This is a genomic window from Mycoplasma testudineum (assembly GCF_002245785.1).
GTDB classification, from domain to species: Bacteria; Bacillota_I; Bacilli_A; order Mycoplasmatales; family Metamycoplasmataceae; genus Mycoplasmopsis_B; species Mycoplasmopsis_B testudinea.
Genome location: NZ_NNCE01000004.1, coordinates 1 through 20,713, shown reverse-complemented (window position 1 = coordinate 20,713; position 20,713 = coordinate 1). Strand labels below are relative to the sequence as shown.

Sequence of the window (20,713 nt, the reverse complement as noted above, 5' to 3'; positions counted from 1 at the left end):
TAATTTATGCTAAACTAACCTTTGATAGCAGATCCTTGTTTTGAAATTGCGTTCATAATTTTTCTTCTAAATATAAAATAGAAAATAAACACAGGAGCAATTGCGAGCATAGCTGCTGCTAGTCTAATATTTATAAAGAATCCTTGAGTTTCACCTAAATCGTTAAATCTTTGACCTGATGAAATAGTTCATAAACTTATTACAGAAACTCTATCAAAGTCTGCTTCACTTCCTGTTAAACCAGCTAATATTATCGATGGTCACAAGAATGAATCTCAGCTTGCTAAAGCAGTTAAAATAATTATTGTCCAAGTGGTCGGACTAACCATTGGTAAAGCGATTCTCATAAAGAATTTAAAACCGTTAAATCCGTCAATTTTTGCAACTAACTTAATTGAATCAGGAATTTGTTCAAAAGCAGCTTTTAATAAAAAAGCATGGAAAATTGAAGCAACATAAGGAATAACTAAAGTGAATAAAAGGCCAGCTACTCCGACTTTTAAACCAATGGTGTTAACCACAATTAATTGCCCTGTTAGTAAGGCTGATTCAGGAAGAATCAGTAAAGAAAGTAGCATTAATCAAGCTATTTTTTTCCCTCTTCATCTAGGAAAACTAAATGCATAAGCTAATAAAGTTGTAACAAACAATTTAATAATAATTGACGCTATAACAATAACTGTTGAATAAAAAGCAGCTTTTCAATATCCATCACGGAATGCATCTTCAAAACTTCTTCAATTTAAACTATTGTGAAATAAATCAGCAAAAGTTACCGATTCGTTAGATGAAAGTAAAGTATCACTTTTTAAAGCTACTGAAATCATTAGTAAAAATGGAAACATTATTATAAAACCAAAAAATATTAAAATAATGGCTTTAAAAGTAAAACTTGAAACTACAGAAAATACAGATTTGTCAATTATTTGTCTAGCGTTTTTTTCAACGATACGATTGATTTTAATTTTGTTTAATTTTTTTTCAATCTTTAATCTTGTTGTGAACATTTTTTTCCTTTCTGTATCCTGCAAATTTAAGAACTTGGCCGTAGCCACCTCTTAATACAATTGTAAAAGCAATTCCGATTGCAAACATGATTATTGAAGCAGCTGAACTGGCAGGGAAATCACTTGCTCTTAGTCTGTCGGTAATATATACCATCATTGTTGCACCACCATTTAATTGTGCTGAACCAGTATTATTATCAAATAATGCTAGAGGGAAAACTTTTATTGCTCCAATGATTCCTAATGTGATTAATAAATTAGTAGTTCTTTGAATTGATGGTAATGTAATTGTGAAAAATTGTTTTCTTGGGCTTGCTCCGTCTACTGAAGCGGCTTTATAATTTGTTTTATCTACACTTAACATTGCTGTTGTAAATAACAAAATGTTAAAAGCTAAACTTCTTCAAACACCTTGAATTAAAATAACAAACATTGCTGAGAAATCGCTGCTGTTATTTGTGTTTAATCAGTTTGTGCTTAATCCAAATCAGTTATTAAATATTCCGTCTAATTGAAATAGATACACAAATGAAAGTGAAACAGCAACTGCATTTGTAACATAAGGTAAGAAAAATACAGTTTGTCAAAATCCTCTTGCTAATTTACGATAAACATGAGCAATGGCAGTAGAAATCAAAATTGATATGACCATTGTAATTGGTAAAGAAATAAAAGCATACAATATTGAGTTTCTAATTCCTAATTGGAAATACTCATGATTTGCTACTCTTTGATATGCTTCAATTCCTCTAGTAAATAAATCAACATTTATTCTAGCATCTGGCAAAACCCTTGTTGATTGATCAACTGTGATAATTCCAGGAATAATAGTAAACATAACTAATACAATGACAGCTGGAAGTATCAATAATAATGGAATTAAGATTGGCACTCTTTTGTTTAATATTAGTATTGACTGACCTTGAATTCTTGAAGATTTTCAAATTAAATATTTATCAAAAAAATAACGCTTAATCATGTTCTATCCTCAATTCAGTTTTTGGATCGAACAAGTTAATTTTATCGTGTCTAATTCCCATTGAAACTTCTTCACCAACTACATAAGAACTTTTGTTTCTTAAAAATACATAAATTATTTTTTCAGAATCTTTTAGTTTTACTCTGGCTTTAACTTCTTTACCTAAATATTCAACTGAAGTGATAGTACCGGTTATAAAACTTTTAGAATTTTCAGATAAGTTTTCAGCTCTAATTCCTATATAAACTTTTTCTCTATCAGCTGCTTTTGTTTGAGCAATGGCGATATTATTGTAATAAACTTTACCACCTTGGATTTTTCCATCAAAAATATTCATTTCTGGAACACCTAAGAATTTAGCAACAAATAAATTAGCTGGTTTATTATATAACTCAAGCGGACTACCAATTTGTTGAACCTTAGCTGTTGACATACAAATAATAGTATCTGAAATCGACATAGCTTCTTCTTGATCGTGAGTAACAAATACAGTTGTAATTCCTAATTGTGTTTGAATATCACGAATTCATTGTCTTGTAGAAAGTCTTAATTTAGCATCAAGATTTGAAAGAGGCTCATCCATCAAAATGATATTTGGTTTTTTAACAATGGCACGAGCAATAGCAACACGTTGTTGCTGTCCACCTGATAATTTAGTTGGTTTTTTAGCTAAATTTTTAACAATATCAACACGGTTAGCCACTTCAAAAACTTCGTTTTGAATAATTTTCTTTAGTGGTAAAATTTTTGAATCAATTTCTTTAATTGCATCTCTATCTTCTTGTTTAAGTTTAGAAGTATCTTTACCGTATTTAGCTATCAATTGTTTTTCGTATTTTCTATAATCATTAAATACTTTTCAAACTGATTGGTGTCTTTGTAATTTTAAATTCCAAATTTTCTTTAGTGGAGTAATGTTGCCTTGAGCATCTTTGAATTTTTTCATCAAAATTCATTCCTTGCGGACTTTTTTAGACTGCTCTGCAATTTGAGGTTTAAACTCTTTTTCATACTCAGCTGATTTTGATTTGTAGATATTACGAACTTGTGTAGTTGCTTCCCCTTTATTTGCAACTTCGTTCCTTTTTATCTGATCAAGTTTTTTTAATGCTTCGTTTTGAAGCTGGCTTCTTTTGTTAGCGTAATTAGCTTTTAATGACCTTAATTTAGATAGTTCTCTATCGTAGTTTCTTGTCATTTCAATGCTAAGCTTATCCATTTCTGCTTGAATTTGCCCTGGCACATCAACTCATAAAAATAATAATCTTTTATATTCAAGTATTTCCTCCATGGATGCACCATTAGCCTTGAAAATTATTCTATTCTTTTTATTTAAAAGAACTCTTTGTTTATTGCGTTGACCGTTTTGTCATTGCTGATCATTTTTTAATGGATAAGCAATATTTGTAAAAACAGACATGTGCGGATATAAAGCATAGTTTTGGAATACAAATCCAAGCTTTCTTTTTTGCGGTGTTAGCTTGGTTATATCTTTACCTCTAAATCTAATTTTCCCTGAAGTAGGTGTAATTAGACCGGCGATAGCATTCATAGCTGTAGTCTTACCTGAACCGGATGGCCCTAATATAGTTACTAATTCTCCTTTTTTGATTTTGAAACTAGCTTTGTCTACAGCTAAAGTTTCACCAAAATCAATTACTAAATCTTCAACATCAATTTCAGGTTCTTCTGCACTCCTTTCAAAATCAATATTTGACCTAACTTTCAATAGGTCGATAAGTGCGGTATCAGTTTTCGCTGCTCCGATTTCAATACTTTTTTCTTTTTGCATACATTTAATTATAATGTGTGGCATAAAATTGGAATAAAGATATTAAAAAAATTCCACATTTTAGGGAATTTTCCACACTATTTTGTTAAATTGTTCAGTGATTTAAGAATTTCTTGTTTTTCCTTGTAATATGTGCTTATCGGAGCACCGCAAGCTCTTGGATGACCTCCGCCACCAAATGCTTTACAAACTTCTACAACAGATGGACCATTTGAACGCACTTCGACTCTAGACTCACCATTTTCCATTTTTGTAAAAAATACTCAAATGCTATAATCTTCAATGTTCGCTAATGAATTAATAAACCTTGTTGCTTCTTCAGTATTCAAACCAAATTTTGCTGAGTTTTCAGGATTAACTTCAAAATATAAAACATTTTTATCAATTTCAAAATTACTTGTAATGTAACCGTTAAATTTTATGCTTGATAATGATTTCTTGTATAAGTTGTTATAAAGATTAGTTGCATCAAAATTGTAATTTAACAATCAAGAACCAATTAATTGTGTTTCGACTCTGTTGCCAGAGTACATATATCTACCACTGTCTGTCATTACACTTAAATATAATTTTTGAGCAGCATCATTATCTATTTTAAAATTGTTGTCCTTGGCAAATTGGGCAACCATTTCTCCGGCAGCTGCAGCTTCAGAATCAACTCATGAATATTGAAAATAATCATTTTTTTCAACATTATGGTGATCAATTCTAGCTCTTGAAGTAAATTTATTGCTATCAAAAAAATCTGATAATTCAATTCTTGATAAATCACTCACATCAACTGCAATTGCAAGTGAATTAGTCATGTCTATTGAATTTAAATCGTTAAAATTTCAATCAAGAAACGGGTAACTATTGTAATTATTACCTACTGAATAAACTTTTTTTGATGGGTAATTATTTTTTATTATTGAATACAAACCCGCTTGAGAACCCAGACAATCCCCATCAGGTCTAATGTGATGAAAAATAACAATATTATCGTGTTTACTAATTGCATCCAGGATTTCTTTTTGTGTGCCAATCAACACTTTAAAATCCTCTTTCTTTCATAAATTTTCATATTGATTCAAAACTGTTAAATAGTGTTGAATCTTTTGTGAAAATTGATTCTTCTATAGCATGTTTATAAGCATCATATGCAGGTCAAGAATTGATCTGAATTCCAAAAGTTTTTTTAAGACTGATTTCAAATTCAAAACCTTTTGATACAAGTTTATATTTTCTCATAATCATTAATAATTCATTTGTAACTTTAACTTGCAAGTCTTTAATTTGTGCTTCATTTTCTTCACTAGTTGTTGTGTTCATTTTCTTGAAATTTAATAGTGTTTTTAATTCTTTATAATTTTGTGAACGATAATTTTTATCAAAAAGCTCATAAATTTTGTCGTAATCAGATCTTAATAATTTAATCAATTCTGGATTAAATTTTTCAATGTAAGAATCTCTTAATTCAAAAGATTTAAATGTTTGGATTGGTTGTAAATAATATGAAAATCATTTATCAAGAGAAATTGTCCCATCTCTATTAATTGTCGGGCAAACACTGTCGCCTTTTAGTTGTAATGTTTCTAAATATGAGTAAATATCTTTTTCGATATCACGCTGAATTTCTTCTTTAGCTTTTAAGGCACGTATTTTGGCAAAATAACCAGCGTCCTTAGAATTTAAAACATCATAAAACGTTTCGAATCCTTCAACTGGATTTGAATTATACTTTTCTAAAATATGTGCTTTAGCTTTTTCAAATGCTTCAATCATCTGATTTGCATTTTTGTAAAATCTGTAATTTAACTTGTTATTATTTTTCTTCTTCATTTTATTAATTATAGTTATAAATTGTTAATTTTATAAAACATCGGTCCTTTATCTTAATTATAAAAAAATATTTTTGTAAGATAGTAATATGTTTGATGATGACAATTTTGTAATACTAATTAATTCAACTAAAACCTTGAATTTTAATAATAAAAATTGTAATGGCTTAAGGAATTTTACACAACCAACTTTTGCCCACAAAAGTGGTTTCCTAAGAAAAGAAATTTCCGCATGAACATTAGATGATTTTAGCAAAAACATGAAAATTAGTACCAAGCTATCTCAATTAACATATAGTTATTTTCATGATGATAGTCAAAATTATTGTCGGGCCTTTTTTGCTTATTCAGGCTTGTTTTTTAAACAATTAGAATTAGATAAATTTGACATGGAGTGAGTTAATAAACATGTTTTAATTCTTGACCCTTTATATGGTTTGTTAAAATCTACTGATATTATTCATCCGTATCGATTAGATTTTTATACTCAAAATTTATCCGTAAATTTATATGATTTTTGAAATGATGAAATTTATAAGTTTTTAAAAGACAAAAAAATATATTCGCTAGCATCAAACGAATTTACTAAATTGCTACAAGGTCTGAATTATATAGATATTAGTCCAACAACATCAAAGCAAATAAAAATTGCCCGAGGGCAATTACTAAACAAAATAATAATTAACAAAAAAATTATTTCCCAAGACAAAAATTAGAAAACATACTATCTAATAATTTTTCATTATCAGCTTTACCAGTGATGTTTTCAAGATTATTTCAGGCTTCGTGTAAATCAACAATTACAACATCAGCCGTCATGCCTTGTTTCAAAGCATCTAGTGCAGACTTAATGTTTTCTTCAGCCATTTTTATAAGAGATAATTGCCTTGCGTTATTAACTATCCTGCTACTGTTTCAATCTACATCTTTATAATCATCTACAAGCCTATTTAATAAATTATCAATGTCTCCATTTTTAACACTAACATTTATAAATCCCTCTTTTTTAGCAATATCGCTTTTACTAATGACTTGAATATATTTTTTGTTTTTTGACAATTCCTTAATTTCTTTATCAATTAAAGTTTCGCTTTGATCTGATGCTATAAGATGGATGATTATTTCGCTTTCCGATATAGCTTTTTTAGTTCTTTGAATTCCAATTTCTTCTATTTTTGTTGAAGCATTATTTCTAATTCCTGCTGTGTCTTTTAAATTAAATAATATTCCCTGATATTGGAAACTGCTTTCAATAACGTCAGTCGTAGTACCTGCAATATCAGTTACTATCGCTTTATCATCTCCCACAATTTTATTTAATAACGACGATTTACCAGCATTTGGTGCGCCTACAATAGTTACATTAATACCATTGAATACAGCTTCTGAAATTTTACTTTCAATTAAACTTTTTTCTAATTCTGCATTTATTAATTCAAGATCGTTAGCCAATTCAAAATCATCTTTTAATTCAACATCATCATATTCTGGATAATCAATATTAACTTCTAATTGACCAATAATTAATAAAATTTTATTTTTGATTTCTGAAATAAATTTAGATGTTTTTCCACCAAATTGCTTAACACTTAATTGCGCCTGCTTTTGAGTTTTAGAAAAAATTAAATCATGTATAGCTTCAGCTTTTATTAAATCTATTTTTCCATTTAAAAATGCTCTTCTTGTGAATTCACCTTTTTCAGCTTGGCGTAAACCTAAACTAAAAAATAACTCAAGAATATTTTGTAAAACTACCATTCCGCCATGTGCATTTATTTCAATTATGTCTTCACCTGTAAATGAATTAGGTCCTTTAAAATAAATAACTAACACTTCATCAATTGTTTGGTTACCATTTCTTATATATCCATATGAAGCCGTTGAGTGTTCAATTTTTGGATTACTAAAAACCTTCTTAACAACTTCAAGAACGGTAGGACCTGATAGTCTTACAATTCCAATAGGCTGATTTATTTTCCCACCAGAAGAAATAGCTACTATATCATCAAACATAATTTTATTTTACTAACTTACCTATATATCTGTCTTTAATTTTGTCGTAAATTTTTGAGTATGCCATATCGTTAAATATTTTTGATAAATACATATAGTCATCTAATTTGTTTTTATCAATTTCTAAATATTTGATTATTTCTTCAACTGACAAAATTGAAAATTTTTTAAATGATGCAATATCAAAATATTTAGATCCTTTTCTAACTCATTCAAAATCAATTAAATGTGGATTCATAAATTCATCTATAATTATGTTTTTAGGCCTCACATCTCCGTGTGTTGTTTCATTAAAATCTTGTGAATATTTTGCAACTATTTCATTAAATTTTGGGTCTTCATTATTGTAGTAATTTCAATTCATTTTTTCAATTTTAATATCAACCGATCATATTTTTTTTAGTTCATCTAAAATTTTATATTCTATATTTTTATCTGGCTCAATTTCTTCATATGTTTTACCTTCAATTCATTTTTTAATTAAAATCATTGGCGAAATATAAAAGTAATTATTTTTAATTCTAGAATGAAATACATACTCGCTTTTGTGTGTTGCAATTTTATTTATTGCAACTCTAATTTGAACTTTGATGTTATCTAAATTAGCAGTGTAAGTTCTGTTATGAAAACCTATATAAAATAATTTTATGTTTGTTAATTTTTTAAATAATTTTTTTGGTAAATTTCGTTTTATATAAAGCAATTAATTTCTCCTTGTATCTTATAAAAATGTTAACCTTATTTTTTTCAAAAATTTGATAAGTAACAATTTCTAACAAAATTATAAATGCGGCAGTTGGTCAAATATAATTTGCAAGTTCTGAATAAGTTTGTCTTTCAGAAAATGAGTTAATAATTTGCCCTAAGTGATTTATTCCAAAAACACCTAAAAATATTAATGAACGAATTTGACTCTCAAATTCTAACGCGTTCTGATACATTAATTCTTTTCTAATCAGAGGATAAATATAAAGTCAAAATATTTTAATTTTTGAAAATCCATTTCTTTTTAAATTGTTATAAATTATCAAATCAATTTTATCTATTGCTTCTGATACTTTTCTTGAAAAAGTGAAAGAACCTTGAAAAATCAACACAATAAACAATGTTGAATGAGGCCTAATTCAAAGAGGATTCAATACATAAAACAAAACTATGAATGGAATAGATCTAATAAAAACCGAAAGCAGTTTTCAAATTATGCTCGTTGTTTTTGAATTAATTTTTGAATTAGATAAAATGCCTATGATAAGTCCAATAATAAAAACAAAAAATGTAATTGAAAACGCTTGACCAATAACGCTCAAAAGGGAAACAATTGGTGATGTGCTATTGCTTGCAAAAACTTTTGCTAAATCTATTTGAAATAATCTTTGGATCATATTAATCATTACATGTGTTGTTGCATAGTTATATTCAAGATCAAATAATGTAGCAATTGAAATAAAAGCAGTGGTTAATAGTAAACAAAATATTACTATTTTTTTTCATCAGTATTTAAGTATTAAATTTTTTTTATTATTTAAAATAATGCTTCTACTTTTGAAAATTAAATTTATTAGACAAAAATTAAATGCTTCAAATATTAGTAAAAAAATAACATAAACAAATAAGGGTATAGTGGCTTCGCTAATATCAATAACAAAAGGTTGACTAAGGGGTATATAAAAAAGTGTTCCAATTCCAATAACCCCAACGGCACTAAGTAAACTGACTCATCTTATATTTGATTCAAATGAATAAAAATACAGAGAAATAATTTTAGTTTTCAATCTTAAAAAGATTTCTCTGTAATAAAGTGAAAAAATATTTTTATTCAATTTTCGTGCTTGATCAAAATATTTGAAATCTAATGAATTAATATAATCAATTAAATACCTATGAACCCACAATCAAGTAAATCAAGCAAATATTAAAAATGCTGAATCGTTACCTACGAATCCTGTTCTGAAAAGGTTAATCATGTAAATTATTGGCAAAGCTCGTAAAAATAATATAAAAATTCTAAATACGATTGAAAATACATTATTAAAAATCTTTTTTGAACCAAAGAAAGAAGTTAACAATGCTAATAAAAAACCTATAGTTGTTCCTAATGTGACAATTTTAATTGTACTCCACAAATAAATTAGACTTAATGTCCATAAATTTTCAGTGTCAAATGATTGTGAACTACTTTTAAAAACAAACATTTTATTTAGATATTCTCTAGTTAATTCTGTTCCTAAATTATTAAACATTGAACTATTGAGAGCCAAAAATACAATAGCTATAATCGAAATAAAAATTAATAATATTATGTAAAAATTAGGGTTAATAATTTTGACTTTTTTACCTCTAATTTTAGCTTCTCAATATATTAATTTAGATTTCATTTACAAAGCCTTATTAAAAGGTATTACTATTTCGTCATTAAAATTATCAATCTTTTTATACCCGTTGTATCCGTTATAAATACCATAAGTATCTGTAGTATTATCAATAGATAAAGATATAAATGTGTCTATTATTAAATTAATTGTGTCAGCATTTAAAATCTTATTATTGAATATTAGTACATCGTATAGAAGTGGATTGGTAAGAGAAAGAACTTGCAAGTATTCATTATCTTTAGTTTTGAAAATGTCTTTCTTTACATTCCCATCACTATTATTTTGTCAAGCAAAAGAATACATGTCATCAAAAGCAATTCTATATTTATTATCACTACCTATTAAATTTAATTTTTCAGAATCTTGAATTCTCAAATCTCCAGGTATTTCATTTATCCCTTTTCCAAAATGGTCTCTTAATAGTTTGTCTTGCAATTTGTATTTTCCTTGACTACTTATTTTTCCGTGAATAATTCCATAACTTATGAACTTTTCAAAATTCTTAGTATTTCAAGCATCTTTTATATCTCTAATGATTGCATCAGTTCCGCTTATCAAAATCATTCCTCTATAAAAATTTATTTTGTCATTCGGGTCTGAATAAAGAAATTCGTATTTTGCACCATCTCATTTTTGTTTAACATCGTCTCAACTTTGGAATGGAGTGTTTTTTAAAAGTTCATTAGTCTCAGTAATTGCCGTTTCACTTAGATATTTTGGACCATCTGAATCAGAGTAATATTTTATAGTTGTGTCATTTTTGAATGCTCTTGTTAATATTTGCGCACCTACTGTTATATTAGGATTATTTAAATTAATCACATTTGCAACATTAGTTATTGTCATTCCACTTTTACCAGTCAAAACATTTTGTAAACGAGCATCCGAATTATCATTAGAAACTACTTTCATAGATATGTTTATTGCATTTGGGTATTTTGAAGCATTTTCAGATTTTAATTGATCATATTTTTCATTAAATACTTTTTCATAATTAGTAATTGCTTCAGTGCCTAATTTAGCAACAAATCATTTTGTTGATAATTCAAAATTATCACTTCTTTGTACTTCCTGAGCACATGAAATTGCCACTGTGGCTGAAGTAACTAAAATACCAATTCCTAACATTGATGATAATATTCTTTTTATTTTATTCATAAATTTGCTTTATTTCTTCTTTCGTTATTGTTTTCTTGTCAAAAACTATTTTTCCGTTCTTTATACCAATGACTCTATTAAATAATTCATTTTCAATTAATCCAACATCATGAATATTAACTAATGTTAATGATTTGTTTTCTGTTGCGATTTCTTTTAGTAAATAAAGAACGTTTTCCGCATTTTTAAAATCAAGATTTGATGTTGGTTCATCAGCTAAAATAATTTGCTTTTTAATTAACAAATTTTTTGCTATTTCAACCCTTTGAATTTGACCACCTGAAAGTTCTTTAACTAAAGAAAATATGTAATCATTAATCCCTAGTTTTTTTAAAACTTTCAAAATTTCATTAGCCTTTTTTAAAGTGAAATAATTAACGATTTTCAAATATCATTTGCTGTTATCTTTTACAAATCTTTTTAAATTATCAAATACAGAATCGTCATAAATAAGATTAGGGTTTTGTGATAATAAACTAACATTTTTCAAAAAAACTTTTTTATCTTTTTTACTTACTATTTTTTTACCTTGAAAGGAAATATAACCATTTTTGAAATTACTATCTTTTAAAATCAAATTAATTAAACTAGTTTTCCCAGCGCCGGAAGAACCTATAACTGCAATGAAATCTGTTTCTTTAAATTTGAGATTAATATCTGAAAGTAATACTTTTCTATCTTTTGTTTCACTAGTTACGTTATCTATTTTCAAAAACAAAAAAACCCCTTTTTATAAAATAAGGGGTTTTAAAAAATTATTATCACTACGCTAGAATTACCTAGATCAGTTTTAGAGTATAATCTCAGCCTTTTACAGCACCCCTTATAAACATTTTACTCTTTTTTAGATATTATCTTGATTAATTGTTCATCTATTCAAACAATATCGCCAATTTTTACTTTAGTTGAGCGTGTAGTAATTCTACTTCCGTTAATTTTAACTACGTGATTTTCTAAAAAAATTGAAGCTCTACCGCCAGTTGATATATGTCCTAATTTTTTTAAAAGTTGACCAATTTTAATATCTTCGCCTGTTATTTCTATATTCATTAGTGGTCCTTAATTGATGCTATAAGTTGCTTGTTTGTTGGATATTCATCACTTCTTATCATTAGCGGTCCATTATTTGGGGCAAAAAACAAATGTACTGTTTCGCCAAAAGGAGACATAGCTTCTTTTACATAATTAGCATTGTATAATGCAGTGAATTCAGGTCCTTCAAAAATTATGTTATTAGTACTTGCTTCTGAATTACCAGCATCATCAATATATGTTTCTAATTTTAAAAATGCTTCATTATTTTTTCTAGATGTTTTTAGTCTGATTTTTTTAGTCATCGAATCAGTAAATACAGTTACTTTGTCAATTAAGTCAAGTAGTTCTGATTTATCTATCTTTATGAAACTATGAAATTCTTGTGTAAACGGATTATTTTGAGATAAATTAATTGTTGCTAATGTAACTATTTTTGCAGTCACAACCATTTTACCTGTTAATATTTTTGCTTCAAAAGATCCAGGATAAAAATTAATTTCTTTTTCATAATTTAAGGATAATAAGTCTTTCAATGTTTTGTAATGAAAAGATAAATCAAATACATGATCATAGTCAATATCAATTGTTTCGTGCGCTATTCTTTTTCTATCACTTGAAAGAAATTCTAGTTTTTTATCTTTACAATCTATTCTCACAACATTTAAAGCGATTTCTTCTCTACTTGGATTATTTAAAGCGATATATCCAACGTTTTTAAGGGCTTTAAAGAAATCATGACTGCCTAATTTAAAATAGTTACTTGAAAGCGTGAAATTGATGTCAGGAAAGTTCGTTGAATCAATTGTGGCAAAATCGCTTATATAAGAATTGGATGATATTTTAATATTTCCTTTTACAACAGTGATTTCAACATTTTCATCTGTTCTATTCAGTACTCCTTTTATTTGTTTTGCAGAAACTAAAAATACACCTGTTGAATCTGCTTTATTATTTATTCCATCTAATTCATATTCATTTTGTATTGAAATTTCACCATTCGAAGATTTAATGATAATTTTATTTAACCTTACATCAAACAAAAGACATCTTAATTCTATTGTCATACTAGCATGATCAACAATTTTTAAATTGTTTTCAATTGCTTTTAAAAACTTGTTTTTTTGAATGTTTATTTTCATATATATCCTATCTATTAATATTATTATATCTTGTTGACATGTTCATAAGTTTTAGAAAATGCTATTTAATAAAGGTTCTACTAACAATTTTAGCGCTGATAAAATGTTAATTAAATGTTCTTATTTTGTCTAACAATTGTTGATATGTTTTTTCACCACTTTTACTAATTATTTCTTCTTTTACCTTAGAAAGTGAATGTTTAACTGTTGAGTGATTTTTCCCAAAATGATTCCCGATTTGTTGTAATGTTATATCACTTAAAATACTTCTCATTAAATACATTGCCATTGCTCTAGCCCAAAAAATTTTCTTCTCACGGTTATTGCTTTTCATTTCGCTAATTTTTACACCATAATGTGAAGAAATAATGCTCACAATTCTTTCAGGGGTAATATCTTTAGTTTCAATTTCTTTTCCTGAAAAAATTTCTTTCATAAGTGATAGCGAAAATTCACCTGAGAAATCTTTGTTTAATTTAGAAATTCTTCAAATTATTTTGTTTAAATTTCCTTCAATTTCTCTGATGCTGTGTTTTGTGTTTCTAGTCAAAAAATCTAATGCATCTTCATCAATTTTTATATCTTTAAGTTGAGATTTTTTAATTTTAAATTTATAAAGTTGCTTTATTTCTTTTTGAGTAGGATGTTTTATTTCAACACTTAAACCAGATATTAGTCTAGTTAGCATTCTTTCACTCATAGGGGGCAAATTTTCTATTCTCTTATCTGAAATATAAACAGTTTTCCTATTTTCGCTTATCCTTGCATCTATGATCCCGAAAATAAAATTAAGTGTTTGAATTTTGTCGCCTTCAAAATAAAGTTGAAAATCATCAAAAATAACTAAATCAGCTTCAATTAATCGATTTTGAAGCTCTAATTTAAACTCGGGATTATTTTCTTGCAATCTTTTTGCAATATAACTTGAAAAAAATGATGACGCTAAAAAATAAGCATTTTTATCAGGTAATACATCTGAATAATAATTTTTAACAGCAGCCATTGCATGCGTTTTTCCCAATCCGCTTTCTCCATATACATAAAGTGAACTAAAAGGAAAAGATTCTGCAATTAATGAATTTGCAGCTTCACTTACTTCATTATTATAAGAAAGTGCTAAATATGTATCAAAACTATGTGCAGTTCGGTATTTATTTAAAATTTGATCAATTTCATCATTTTCGCTTAAATTTCTTGATATTTTGCGTCTGCCTGTTTTTATATCTTGATCAGTTGCCATAATACCTAAATCATATTGAGGACCATATAATTCAGTTATTGCGGGCTTTATTCAACTGCGATAATCGTTAATTTTTACATCATCGTGTATTGTTGACTCTTCATAAAAAGACAAAAAAACAAAATCATTATGTACCTCAGTTATTCTTATAGCAGGCAAAATTGTATTTAAAATAAAACCATCATTTGTGCTTTTTTCAAGAACAGCTCTAAGTTTTTTTGTTTGTTGATCTAATGTAAGAGAAAGAAGTTCAATATTTTCCATATCAAAATAATAAATTAATTATCAACTATCAACAATAAAATGTAGAATAAAAGTTAATAAGTGGTATTTATAAACACAATTATGAACAAAAGAGAATATGAAAAATATAGTTTATTTAATTAAAAATAGTGATTCTAACGGTTTTTGATATGAAATATTGACTTTTGAAAATAATGAAAAAAAAGTTATCGAAATTGTTGATACAGATTTTATTTTTGTTGATAACTTACATTATTTTGCAAATATAGAGTTTGATAACAATGATAAAGCAACAATAAAATGAATGTTTCCTTATTTTGAAAAAGAACCTAAAAAATGAATTCAATCAATAATGACAAATGAACTTATTGCATCTGAATTATCAGAATCATGAGGGTGAAAACTTATTGTATCTAAACTTGCTCGGGCAATAAAAAATTCTATTGATGAAAAAAAGTTAACTAGTTGAGAAACAGAGTTATTAAGATTGTTTAATTTTGAAATTTTTGAAAAATACAAACTTAAAACATTTTTTCTAGAATTATTAGTAATGATCAAATCACTTATTCGCCCTTCTATAGTAAGTAACTATGAATTTTTAGAAAATCCTTATTTATTATTCGAAGAATATGAAACTTCAATTAGCTTTGAATCAATCGATCAATTTTATTTGCAATTTTTGAAAGGCGATAAAGAATCTGAATTAAGAATTTCTAACCTAATTCTCTATGAAACGAAAAAAGTGGAAAACTCCAATTCAACACTGATAATACCCAATATACTTAAATGAAAAGTTACTAAAAATTTGCATATTGATGACCTAACGTATGAAAATTATTTAAACAAGCTTTTAGACACAGATAAACTAAGAAAAATAGGCTCTAAATTAACCCTATCTTCGACATATAAAAAAGAAAGATACATCTATGATTTTTTGTTTAAATTGAATTCAGTTAAACAAAAGAAAATAAATTTTGAACCATCGGATATTTGCTCAGAAGAACAAAATGAAGCCGTAAAAAAAGCTCTTCAAAATTCCGTATCATTAGTCACAGGATTGCCAGGAAGTGGTAAAACATTTGTTGTAAAAGAAATTGTAAATAATTTATTAAAAAAATTCGATAGCAAAAATATTGCTCTAGTTACACCTACCGGTAAGGCCGCATCAAATTTAATGCAAAAAACTGATTTTGAAAGCAAAACAATTCATAGCTACTTTGATTTATTGGCTAAAATTGATGAAGAACCCATAAATTTTAGCTATTTGAAAGTGTTGATAATTGATGAGTTTTCAATGGTAAATATATCAGTTTTTTATGATGTAATTACTAAGTTAACCAATTTAGAAAAATTAATTTTAGTTGGTGACATAAATCAATTACCAGCAATCGGTGCAGGGAATTTGCTTACAGACATTTCAGAATGAAGTATTATTGAAAACACAAATTTAACTAAAAATTATAGAGCAATTTTAGCGCCTGACATTTTTGAAACAATAAGCAAAGTATTAAAAAATGATTCTGAAATTACTAATTTTAAAAACGTAAAACTAGTTCACAGTAATACTGAAAATTTACAAGCAACAATAATTAATGTTTATTTAAAAAATTTAGCTACTGTTGATGTTCTTGATAAAGATATTATAATTCCAATTAAAAGTGGCGATTATGGTGTATTTGAAATAAATAAAAAAATACAAGAATTAATTTTCAAAAATAAAGAGCCAATTAAAAAAACAAAATATAAAAAATTTTATGTTGGAGATAAAGTAAATCAAACTGTAAATAATTACGAAGATGAAATTTTTAATGGGCAAGTAGCAATTTTAGATCAGGATGAAAAAGATGAAAAACTTTTTTTAAAATTTAAACATAAAAGTGTAAATATTACAAAAACTAAAACTAATAAATGAAGCGAAATTGATTTAGCATATGCTAATACAATACATAAATTTCAGGGTTCGGAAAATGACTATATTATTGTAGTTATTAGTAAAGAATATAATTATTTAAATACAATGAAAATGATATACACTGCAATATCAAGAGCAAAGAAAAAGCTCATTATAGTTGGGGATATGAATTACTTTATTTATGAATTGATTCCTAATTTAAAAAATAAGAAAGTAGAAACAAACTTAAAATTATTTATTTGAAATAAATATAGTTAAAATAAAAATATGAAATTAGTTATTGGATTAGGTAACCCAGGAAATGAATATTTAAACACAAAGCATAATGTTGGGTTCAATGTTTTAGATTTAGTTGCTAAAAAATTAAATGTGGAAATAAATAAAGAAAAATTTGAAGGACTTTATTACAAAGGACACAATGTAATTCTTGCTAAACCACAAACTTATATGAACAATTCAGGCAAATTTGTAAAAGCAATTTGTAATTTTTATAACATTGATATTAATGATGTTTTAGTAGTTTATGATGACATGGATTTTCCGGTTGGAAAAGCAGTTATCAAAGGAAGTGGTTCAAGCGGAGGTCAAAAAGGAATGGATAGTATAATCAAACACTTGGGCACACAAGATATTAAAAGAATTAGAATAGGTATTGGAAGACCAGGTGAAAATCATGATGTTTCCAATTATGTGTTATCTAAATTTACTGAAGAACAACAAACTAAAATGAACTTAGTGTTAGACAGTGTTTCTGAAACTGTTTTAACATACATTTTTAACGATATAAAAGTTGCTGTGAATCATCTTGAAAAAAAATAAACAAAAAATTTTATTAGCTGTTTCTGGCGGTCCAGATTCAATGTATCTTTTGAATAAATTTAAAAATCAAAATATTGAAGTAGCACATGTAAATTACAACATGAGAGACACAGCATATAGAGATCAAAAAATTGTTGAAAATTTTTGTAATGTTTGAAATATAAAATTCAGATTATTAAAATTAAATCCACCAAAAGATAATGTGAATTTTCAATCTTGAGCAAGAAAAAAAAGATATGATTTTTTTAGTAAAATTTACACTTCTGGAAACTTTGATGTTTTAATGACAGGACATCATTTAGACGATAAAATTGCTACATTTCTTTTTCAAAAAAATTCAAAAAGAAAACCGATTTATAAAGGTATAAATAAAGTCACAGTAATACAAGATATGCTTGTTATTAGACCTTTACTAAAATTATCAAAACAAAAAATTATCAACTATATGTCTAAAAATAATATTGACTTTGGTATTGACGAATCAAATGAAAATGAAAAATATACTAGAAATAAAAATAACAAAATTTTGAAGCGAAACACTTTTCTAAAATATAAATTGTTGTTCCAATTGAATTTCTTAAATTTCATTAATTTTCCAAAAAGAAAAAAAATTCAATCCGAATTTCAAAAGTGAAAAAACACAAATTATTTAATTGCGTCTTTTGATAAGTTTAAATATCAAAAAGAAATTATTTTTAGTTTATTAAGTGAAAAGACAAATGTAAAAATTTCTGAAAATAAATTGGAACAAATTGTTAATTTTATAAACTCTCAAAAGCAAAATAATAAAGAATATTTACTTAACGAAAACTACTCATTGCTCAAGAAAAATAAAACTATTCAAGTGTTCAAAAAGTAATATAATAGATTTTATCAATTCAAAAAATGAAAGGGATTCATCTATGGATAACCAAAACAAAAAACGAAGGCGTTTTAAATTCAACTGGATTTATGCAATATTATTAATTCTTGTAGCCGGTTGACTTATTTGATTTTTTGCAGAAACATACACAGGGATAAATGCGCTGCCAATTAAAACTACTTTAGAACTGCAAAACGACATTATTAGAGCAGCACAAAGCACAACAGATACCACTTATATTAGTGATATTTCTTTTACACCTTTATATAATAATATAGTTGTAAAATTTGTTCAAAACGGTATTGAGCAATCTTATAAAGTAGGTGCTACTGTAAGTTGATTCAATGATTTAATTACCACAATGCAAGTTCCTGCTACCGTTCAGGGTAATTCAACAGGAGCTCTTGCTGGCGGAACATATTTAGCTGCTATTGAACAAGCTTTAGTAATTCCTAATTCAAGTCAATTAGGTAAATTAACAACAGTAGCTAACTTACCAGCTACTAGAGCGTTATCTTTCTTAATTCAAATCGGCCCAACATTATTGCTAATTTTATTATTTGTTGGTATTTTCTACTTCCAAATGAGAGCACAAAGCGGCGGTTCAAGTGGAATTTTCAATATTGGCAAAAATCAAGCTGTTGTTGTTAAATCTGACAAGAAATTTTCAGATGTTGCAGGTAATGCTGAAGCTAAAGAAGAAATTTTTGAATTAGTTGATTATTTAAAAAACCCTAAAAAGTATGCTGCTAGTGGAGCAAGATTCCCAAAAGGAATTTTATTAGGCGGGCCTCCAGGTACTGGTAAAACACTTCTAGCTAAAGCAACTGCTGGTGAAGCAAATGTTCCTTTCTTTTTCATATCTGCATCTTCATTTGTTGAATTATATGTTGGTCTAGGTGCTAAAAGAGTTAGAGAGATGTTTAAAGAAGCGCGTAAACTTGGAAGAGCAATCATTTTTATTGATGAATTAGATGCTGTTGGTAGAAGTCGTGGTTCTGGTGTTGGTGGTGGAAACGATGAACGTGAACAAACACTTAACCAAATACTAGTTGAAATGGATGGGATTACTGAAAATTCTGGAATTTTAATTATGGCCGCAACTAACCGTTCAGACGTACTTGATCCAGCTCTATTAAGACCAGGGCGTTTTGATAGAAATATCACAGTTGGTTTACCAGATGTTAAAGAACGTGAAGAAATTTTAATTTTGCATGCTAAAGGTAAAAGACTTTCAAAAGAAATTGATTTAGCACGTGTTGCTAAAAGGACTCCTGGATTTTCAGGGGCTCAACTAGAAAACGTTATTAATGAAGCTTCCTTACTTTCGGTACGTGAAAAATCAGGCGTAATTATCTCAAGTCAGATTGATGAAGCTATTGATAGAGTAATGGCGGGACCTGCGAAGAAAAATAGAGTCATTTCAAAAGAAGAGCTTACAATGGTTGCTTACCATGAAGCTGGTCATGCAGTTGCAGGGATAAAAATTCCTGGTGGTAACAAAGTTCAAAAAATTACTATTATTCCTCGTGGTAATGCTGGTGGATATAATTTAATGCTTCCTGAAAAAGAAAAATATAATGCCACTAAAGAAGAATTACTAGCAACAATTGCCTCATTTATGGGTGGAAGAGCTGCTGAAGAAATCATTTATGGTGATAATAACGTTTCTACTGGAGCGGCAGACGATATTGCTAAAGCAACTAAAATTGCTAGAAGAATGGTTACAGAATGAGGTATGTCCTCATTAGGACCAATCAAGTATGAAGAAAATTCAGAAAATCCTTTCTTAGGTCGCGATATTGCAAAAGGAACATTCTCTAACAAAATTGCCCATGAAATAGATGTTGAAGTCCGAAATATAATTCAAAAATCTCAAGAAGCAGCTTTTAAAATTATTTCTGAAAATAAAGAACTATTAGAATTAATTAAAGAAGCATTGTTGCAAAAAGAAACAATTGTTGCCGAAGAAATTGACTACATTGCTAAGAATTTAAAACTTCCTGAAGATAAACCAGTAAAAGAAAAAGTTGCTCCTAAGAAAACTCTTGATGAATTGATTGATCAAACACATGAAAAATCTACAAAAGAAGAGAACTAATCTTTAATAAATTTTAATTACAAAAACTTTAAGAAATTTTTGCTGAATCAAAGCAACATTTTTTATGTTTAAAAGCTATTTTAACTACGTTGAAAATTTGAAAAAAGTTAAACTGTAGAGAACCCTTTAAGTAGGACCAGATCCAAACTTAAGGGGTTTTTCTTATGAAACTAACATATGAAGACAAAATCAAAATAATCGAGATGATCGATAAAGGTGTT

General features: G+C 27.3%; 18 protein-coding genes. 5 read left to right on the top strand and 13 right to left on the bottom strand.

Features of this window, described 5'->3' with window-relative positions; genetic code table 4:
* Positions 1–14: 14 nt before the first annotated feature.
* The 5 genes from CG473_RS02185 to CG473_RS02165 all read right to left on the bottom strand — a co-directional run bounded on the left by CG473_RS02185 (position 15) and on the right by CG473_RS02165 (position 5,599).
* Positions 15–1,007 carry a carbohydrate ABC transporter permease gene (locus tag CG473_RS02185; protein WP_094254679.1) on the bottom strand — a complete coding sequence of 331 codons (993 nt, stop codon included), beginning with the start codon at positions 1,005–1,007 and terminating at the stop codon, positions 15–17.
* The gene (locus CG473_RS02180) at positions 961–1,986 is read right to left on the bottom strand and encodes a carbohydrate ABC transporter permease (RefSeq protein ID WP_094254678.1); all 1,026 of its coding nucleotides are present in this window, start codon (positions 1,984–1,986) and stop codon (positions 961–963) included. Before CG473_RS02180 ends, CG473_RS02185 begins: the two co-directional genes overlap by 47 nt.
* Complete coding sequence (locus tag CG473_RS04250) at positions 1,979–3,778, bottom strand: ABC transporter ATP-binding protein (protein ID WP_094254677.1); 1,800 nt, start codon at positions 3,776–3,778, stop codon at positions 1,979–1,981. The genes CG473_RS02180 and CG473_RS04250 overlap by 8 nt, the downstream gene beginning before the upstream one ends.
* A gap of 77 nt (positions 3,779–3,855) precedes the next feature.
* Positions 3,856–4,809, bottom strand: a complete 954-nt coding sequence (locus tag CG473_RS02170) for a DHH family phosphoesterase (protein WP_133509977.1) — start codon at positions 4,807–4,809, stop codon at positions 3,856–3,858.
* 1 nt (position 4,810) lies between these two features.
* Positions 4,811–5,599, bottom strand: coding sequence for a hypothetical protein (locus tag CG473_RS02165; RefSeq protein WP_133509976.1), 789 nt, complete (start codon positions 5,597–5,599; stop codon positions 4,811–4,813).
* An 88-nt stretch (positions 5,600–5,687) separates the two neighbouring features.
* On the opposite strand from CG473_RS02165, the gene yaaA reads away from it, so the two are divergent.
* Positions 5,688–6,314, top strand: a complete 627-nt coding sequence (gene yaaA / locus CG473_RS02160; protein ID WP_094254674.1) for a peroxide stress protein YaaA — start codon at positions 5,688–5,690, stop codon at positions 6,312–6,314.
* Here yaaA and mnmE read toward each other — a convergent pair.
* The 8 genes from mnmE to CG473_RS02120 form a co-directional block, all read right to left on the bottom strand.
* Positions 6,292–7,611: a tRNA uridine-5-carboxymethylaminomethyl(34) synthesis GTPase MnmE gene (gene mnmE / locus CG473_RS02155; RefSeq protein ID WP_094254673.1), complete on the bottom strand. Its 1,320-nt coding sequence runs from the start codon at positions 7,609–7,611 to the stop codon at positions 6,292–6,294. The two genes, yaaA and mnmE, sit on opposite strands and share 23 nt — an antisense overlap.
* Positions 7,612–7,615: 4 nt before the next feature.
* The gene (locus CG473_RS02150; protein WP_094254672.1) at positions 7,616–8,314 is read right to left on the bottom strand and encodes a hypothetical protein; all 699 of its coding nucleotides are present in this window, start codon (positions 8,312–8,314) and stop codon (positions 7,616–7,618) included.
* Entirely contained in the window at positions 8,274–9,986 is a 1,713-nt protein-coding gene (locus tag CG473_RS02145; RefSeq protein ID WP_094254671.1) for a hypothetical protein, read from the bottom strand. Before CG473_RS02145 ends, CG473_RS02150 begins: the two co-directional genes overlap by 41 nt.
* The gene (gene cypl / locus CG473_RS02140; RefSeq protein WP_094254670.1) at positions 9,987–11,141 is read right to left on the bottom strand and encodes an ABC transporter thiamine pyrophosphate-binding lipoprotein p37/Cypl; all 1,155 of its coding nucleotides are present in this window, start codon (positions 11,139–11,141) and stop codon (positions 9,987–9,989) included. It lies immediately after the preceding gene.
* The gene (locus tag CG473_RS02135; protein WP_166623190.1) at positions 11,134–11,853 is read right to left on the bottom strand and encodes an ATP-binding cassette domain-containing protein; all 720 of its coding nucleotides are present in this window, start codon (positions 11,851–11,853) and stop codon (positions 11,134–11,136) included. Before CG473_RS02135 ends, cypl begins: the two co-directional genes overlap by 8 nt.
* A gap of 122 nt (positions 11,854–11,975) precedes the next feature.
* Positions 11,976–12,191: an RNA-binding S4 domain-containing protein gene (locus CG473_RS02130; protein ID WP_094254668.1), complete on the bottom strand. Its 216-nt coding sequence runs from the start codon at positions 12,189–12,191 to the stop codon at positions 11,976–11,978.
* A complete protein-coding gene (locus tag CG473_RS02125) occupies positions 12,191–13,315 on the bottom strand; it encodes a beta clamp domain-containing protein (protein WP_094254667.1) in 1,125 nt (374 codons plus the stop codon). The genes CG473_RS02130 and CG473_RS02125 overlap by 1 nt, the downstream gene beginning before the upstream one ends.
* Positions 13,316–13,421: 106 nt before the next feature.
* Positions 13,422–14,819 carry a helix-turn-helix domain-containing protein gene (locus CG473_RS02120; RefSeq protein WP_094254666.1) on the bottom strand — a complete coding sequence of 466 codons (1,398 nt, stop codon included), beginning with the start codon at positions 14,817–14,819 and terminating at the stop codon, positions 13,422–13,424.
* A gap of 97 nt (positions 14,820–14,916) precedes the next feature.
* Here CG473_RS02120 and CG473_RS02115 point away from each other — a divergent pair, with 97 nt between their 5' ends.
* The 4 genes from CG473_RS02115 to ftsH are packed head-to-tail and all read left to right on the top strand — an operon-like array spanning position 14,917 to position 20,492.
* Positions 14,917–16,968 (top strand): AAA family ATPase, encoded by a 2,052-nt coding sequence (locus CG473_RS02115; RefSeq protein ID WP_094254665.1) that lies wholly within the window; start codon positions 14,917–14,919, stop codon positions 16,966–16,968.
* 9 nt (positions 16,969–16,977) lie between these two features.
* Positions 16,978–17,529, top strand: coding sequence for an aminoacyl-tRNA hydrolase (pth, locus tag CG473_RS02110; protein WP_094254664.1), 552 nt, complete (start codon positions 16,978–16,980; stop codon positions 17,527–17,529).
* The gene (gene tilS, locus CG473_RS02105; RefSeq protein WP_094254663.1) at positions 17,516–18,388 is read left to right on the top strand and encodes a tRNA lysidine(34) synthetase TilS; all 873 of its coding nucleotides are present in this window, start codon (positions 17,516–17,518) and stop codon (positions 18,386–18,388) included. The genes pth and tilS overlap by 14 nt, the downstream gene beginning before the upstream one ends.
* Before the next feature lie 43 nt (positions 18,389–18,431).
* Positions 18,432–20,492, top strand: coding sequence for an ATP-dependent zinc metalloprotease FtsH (gene ftsH / locus CG473_RS02100; RefSeq protein WP_094254662.1), 2,061 nt, complete (start codon positions 18,432–18,434; stop codon positions 20,490–20,492).
* The last annotated feature ends 221 nt before the right edge of the window (positions 20,493–20,713 follow it).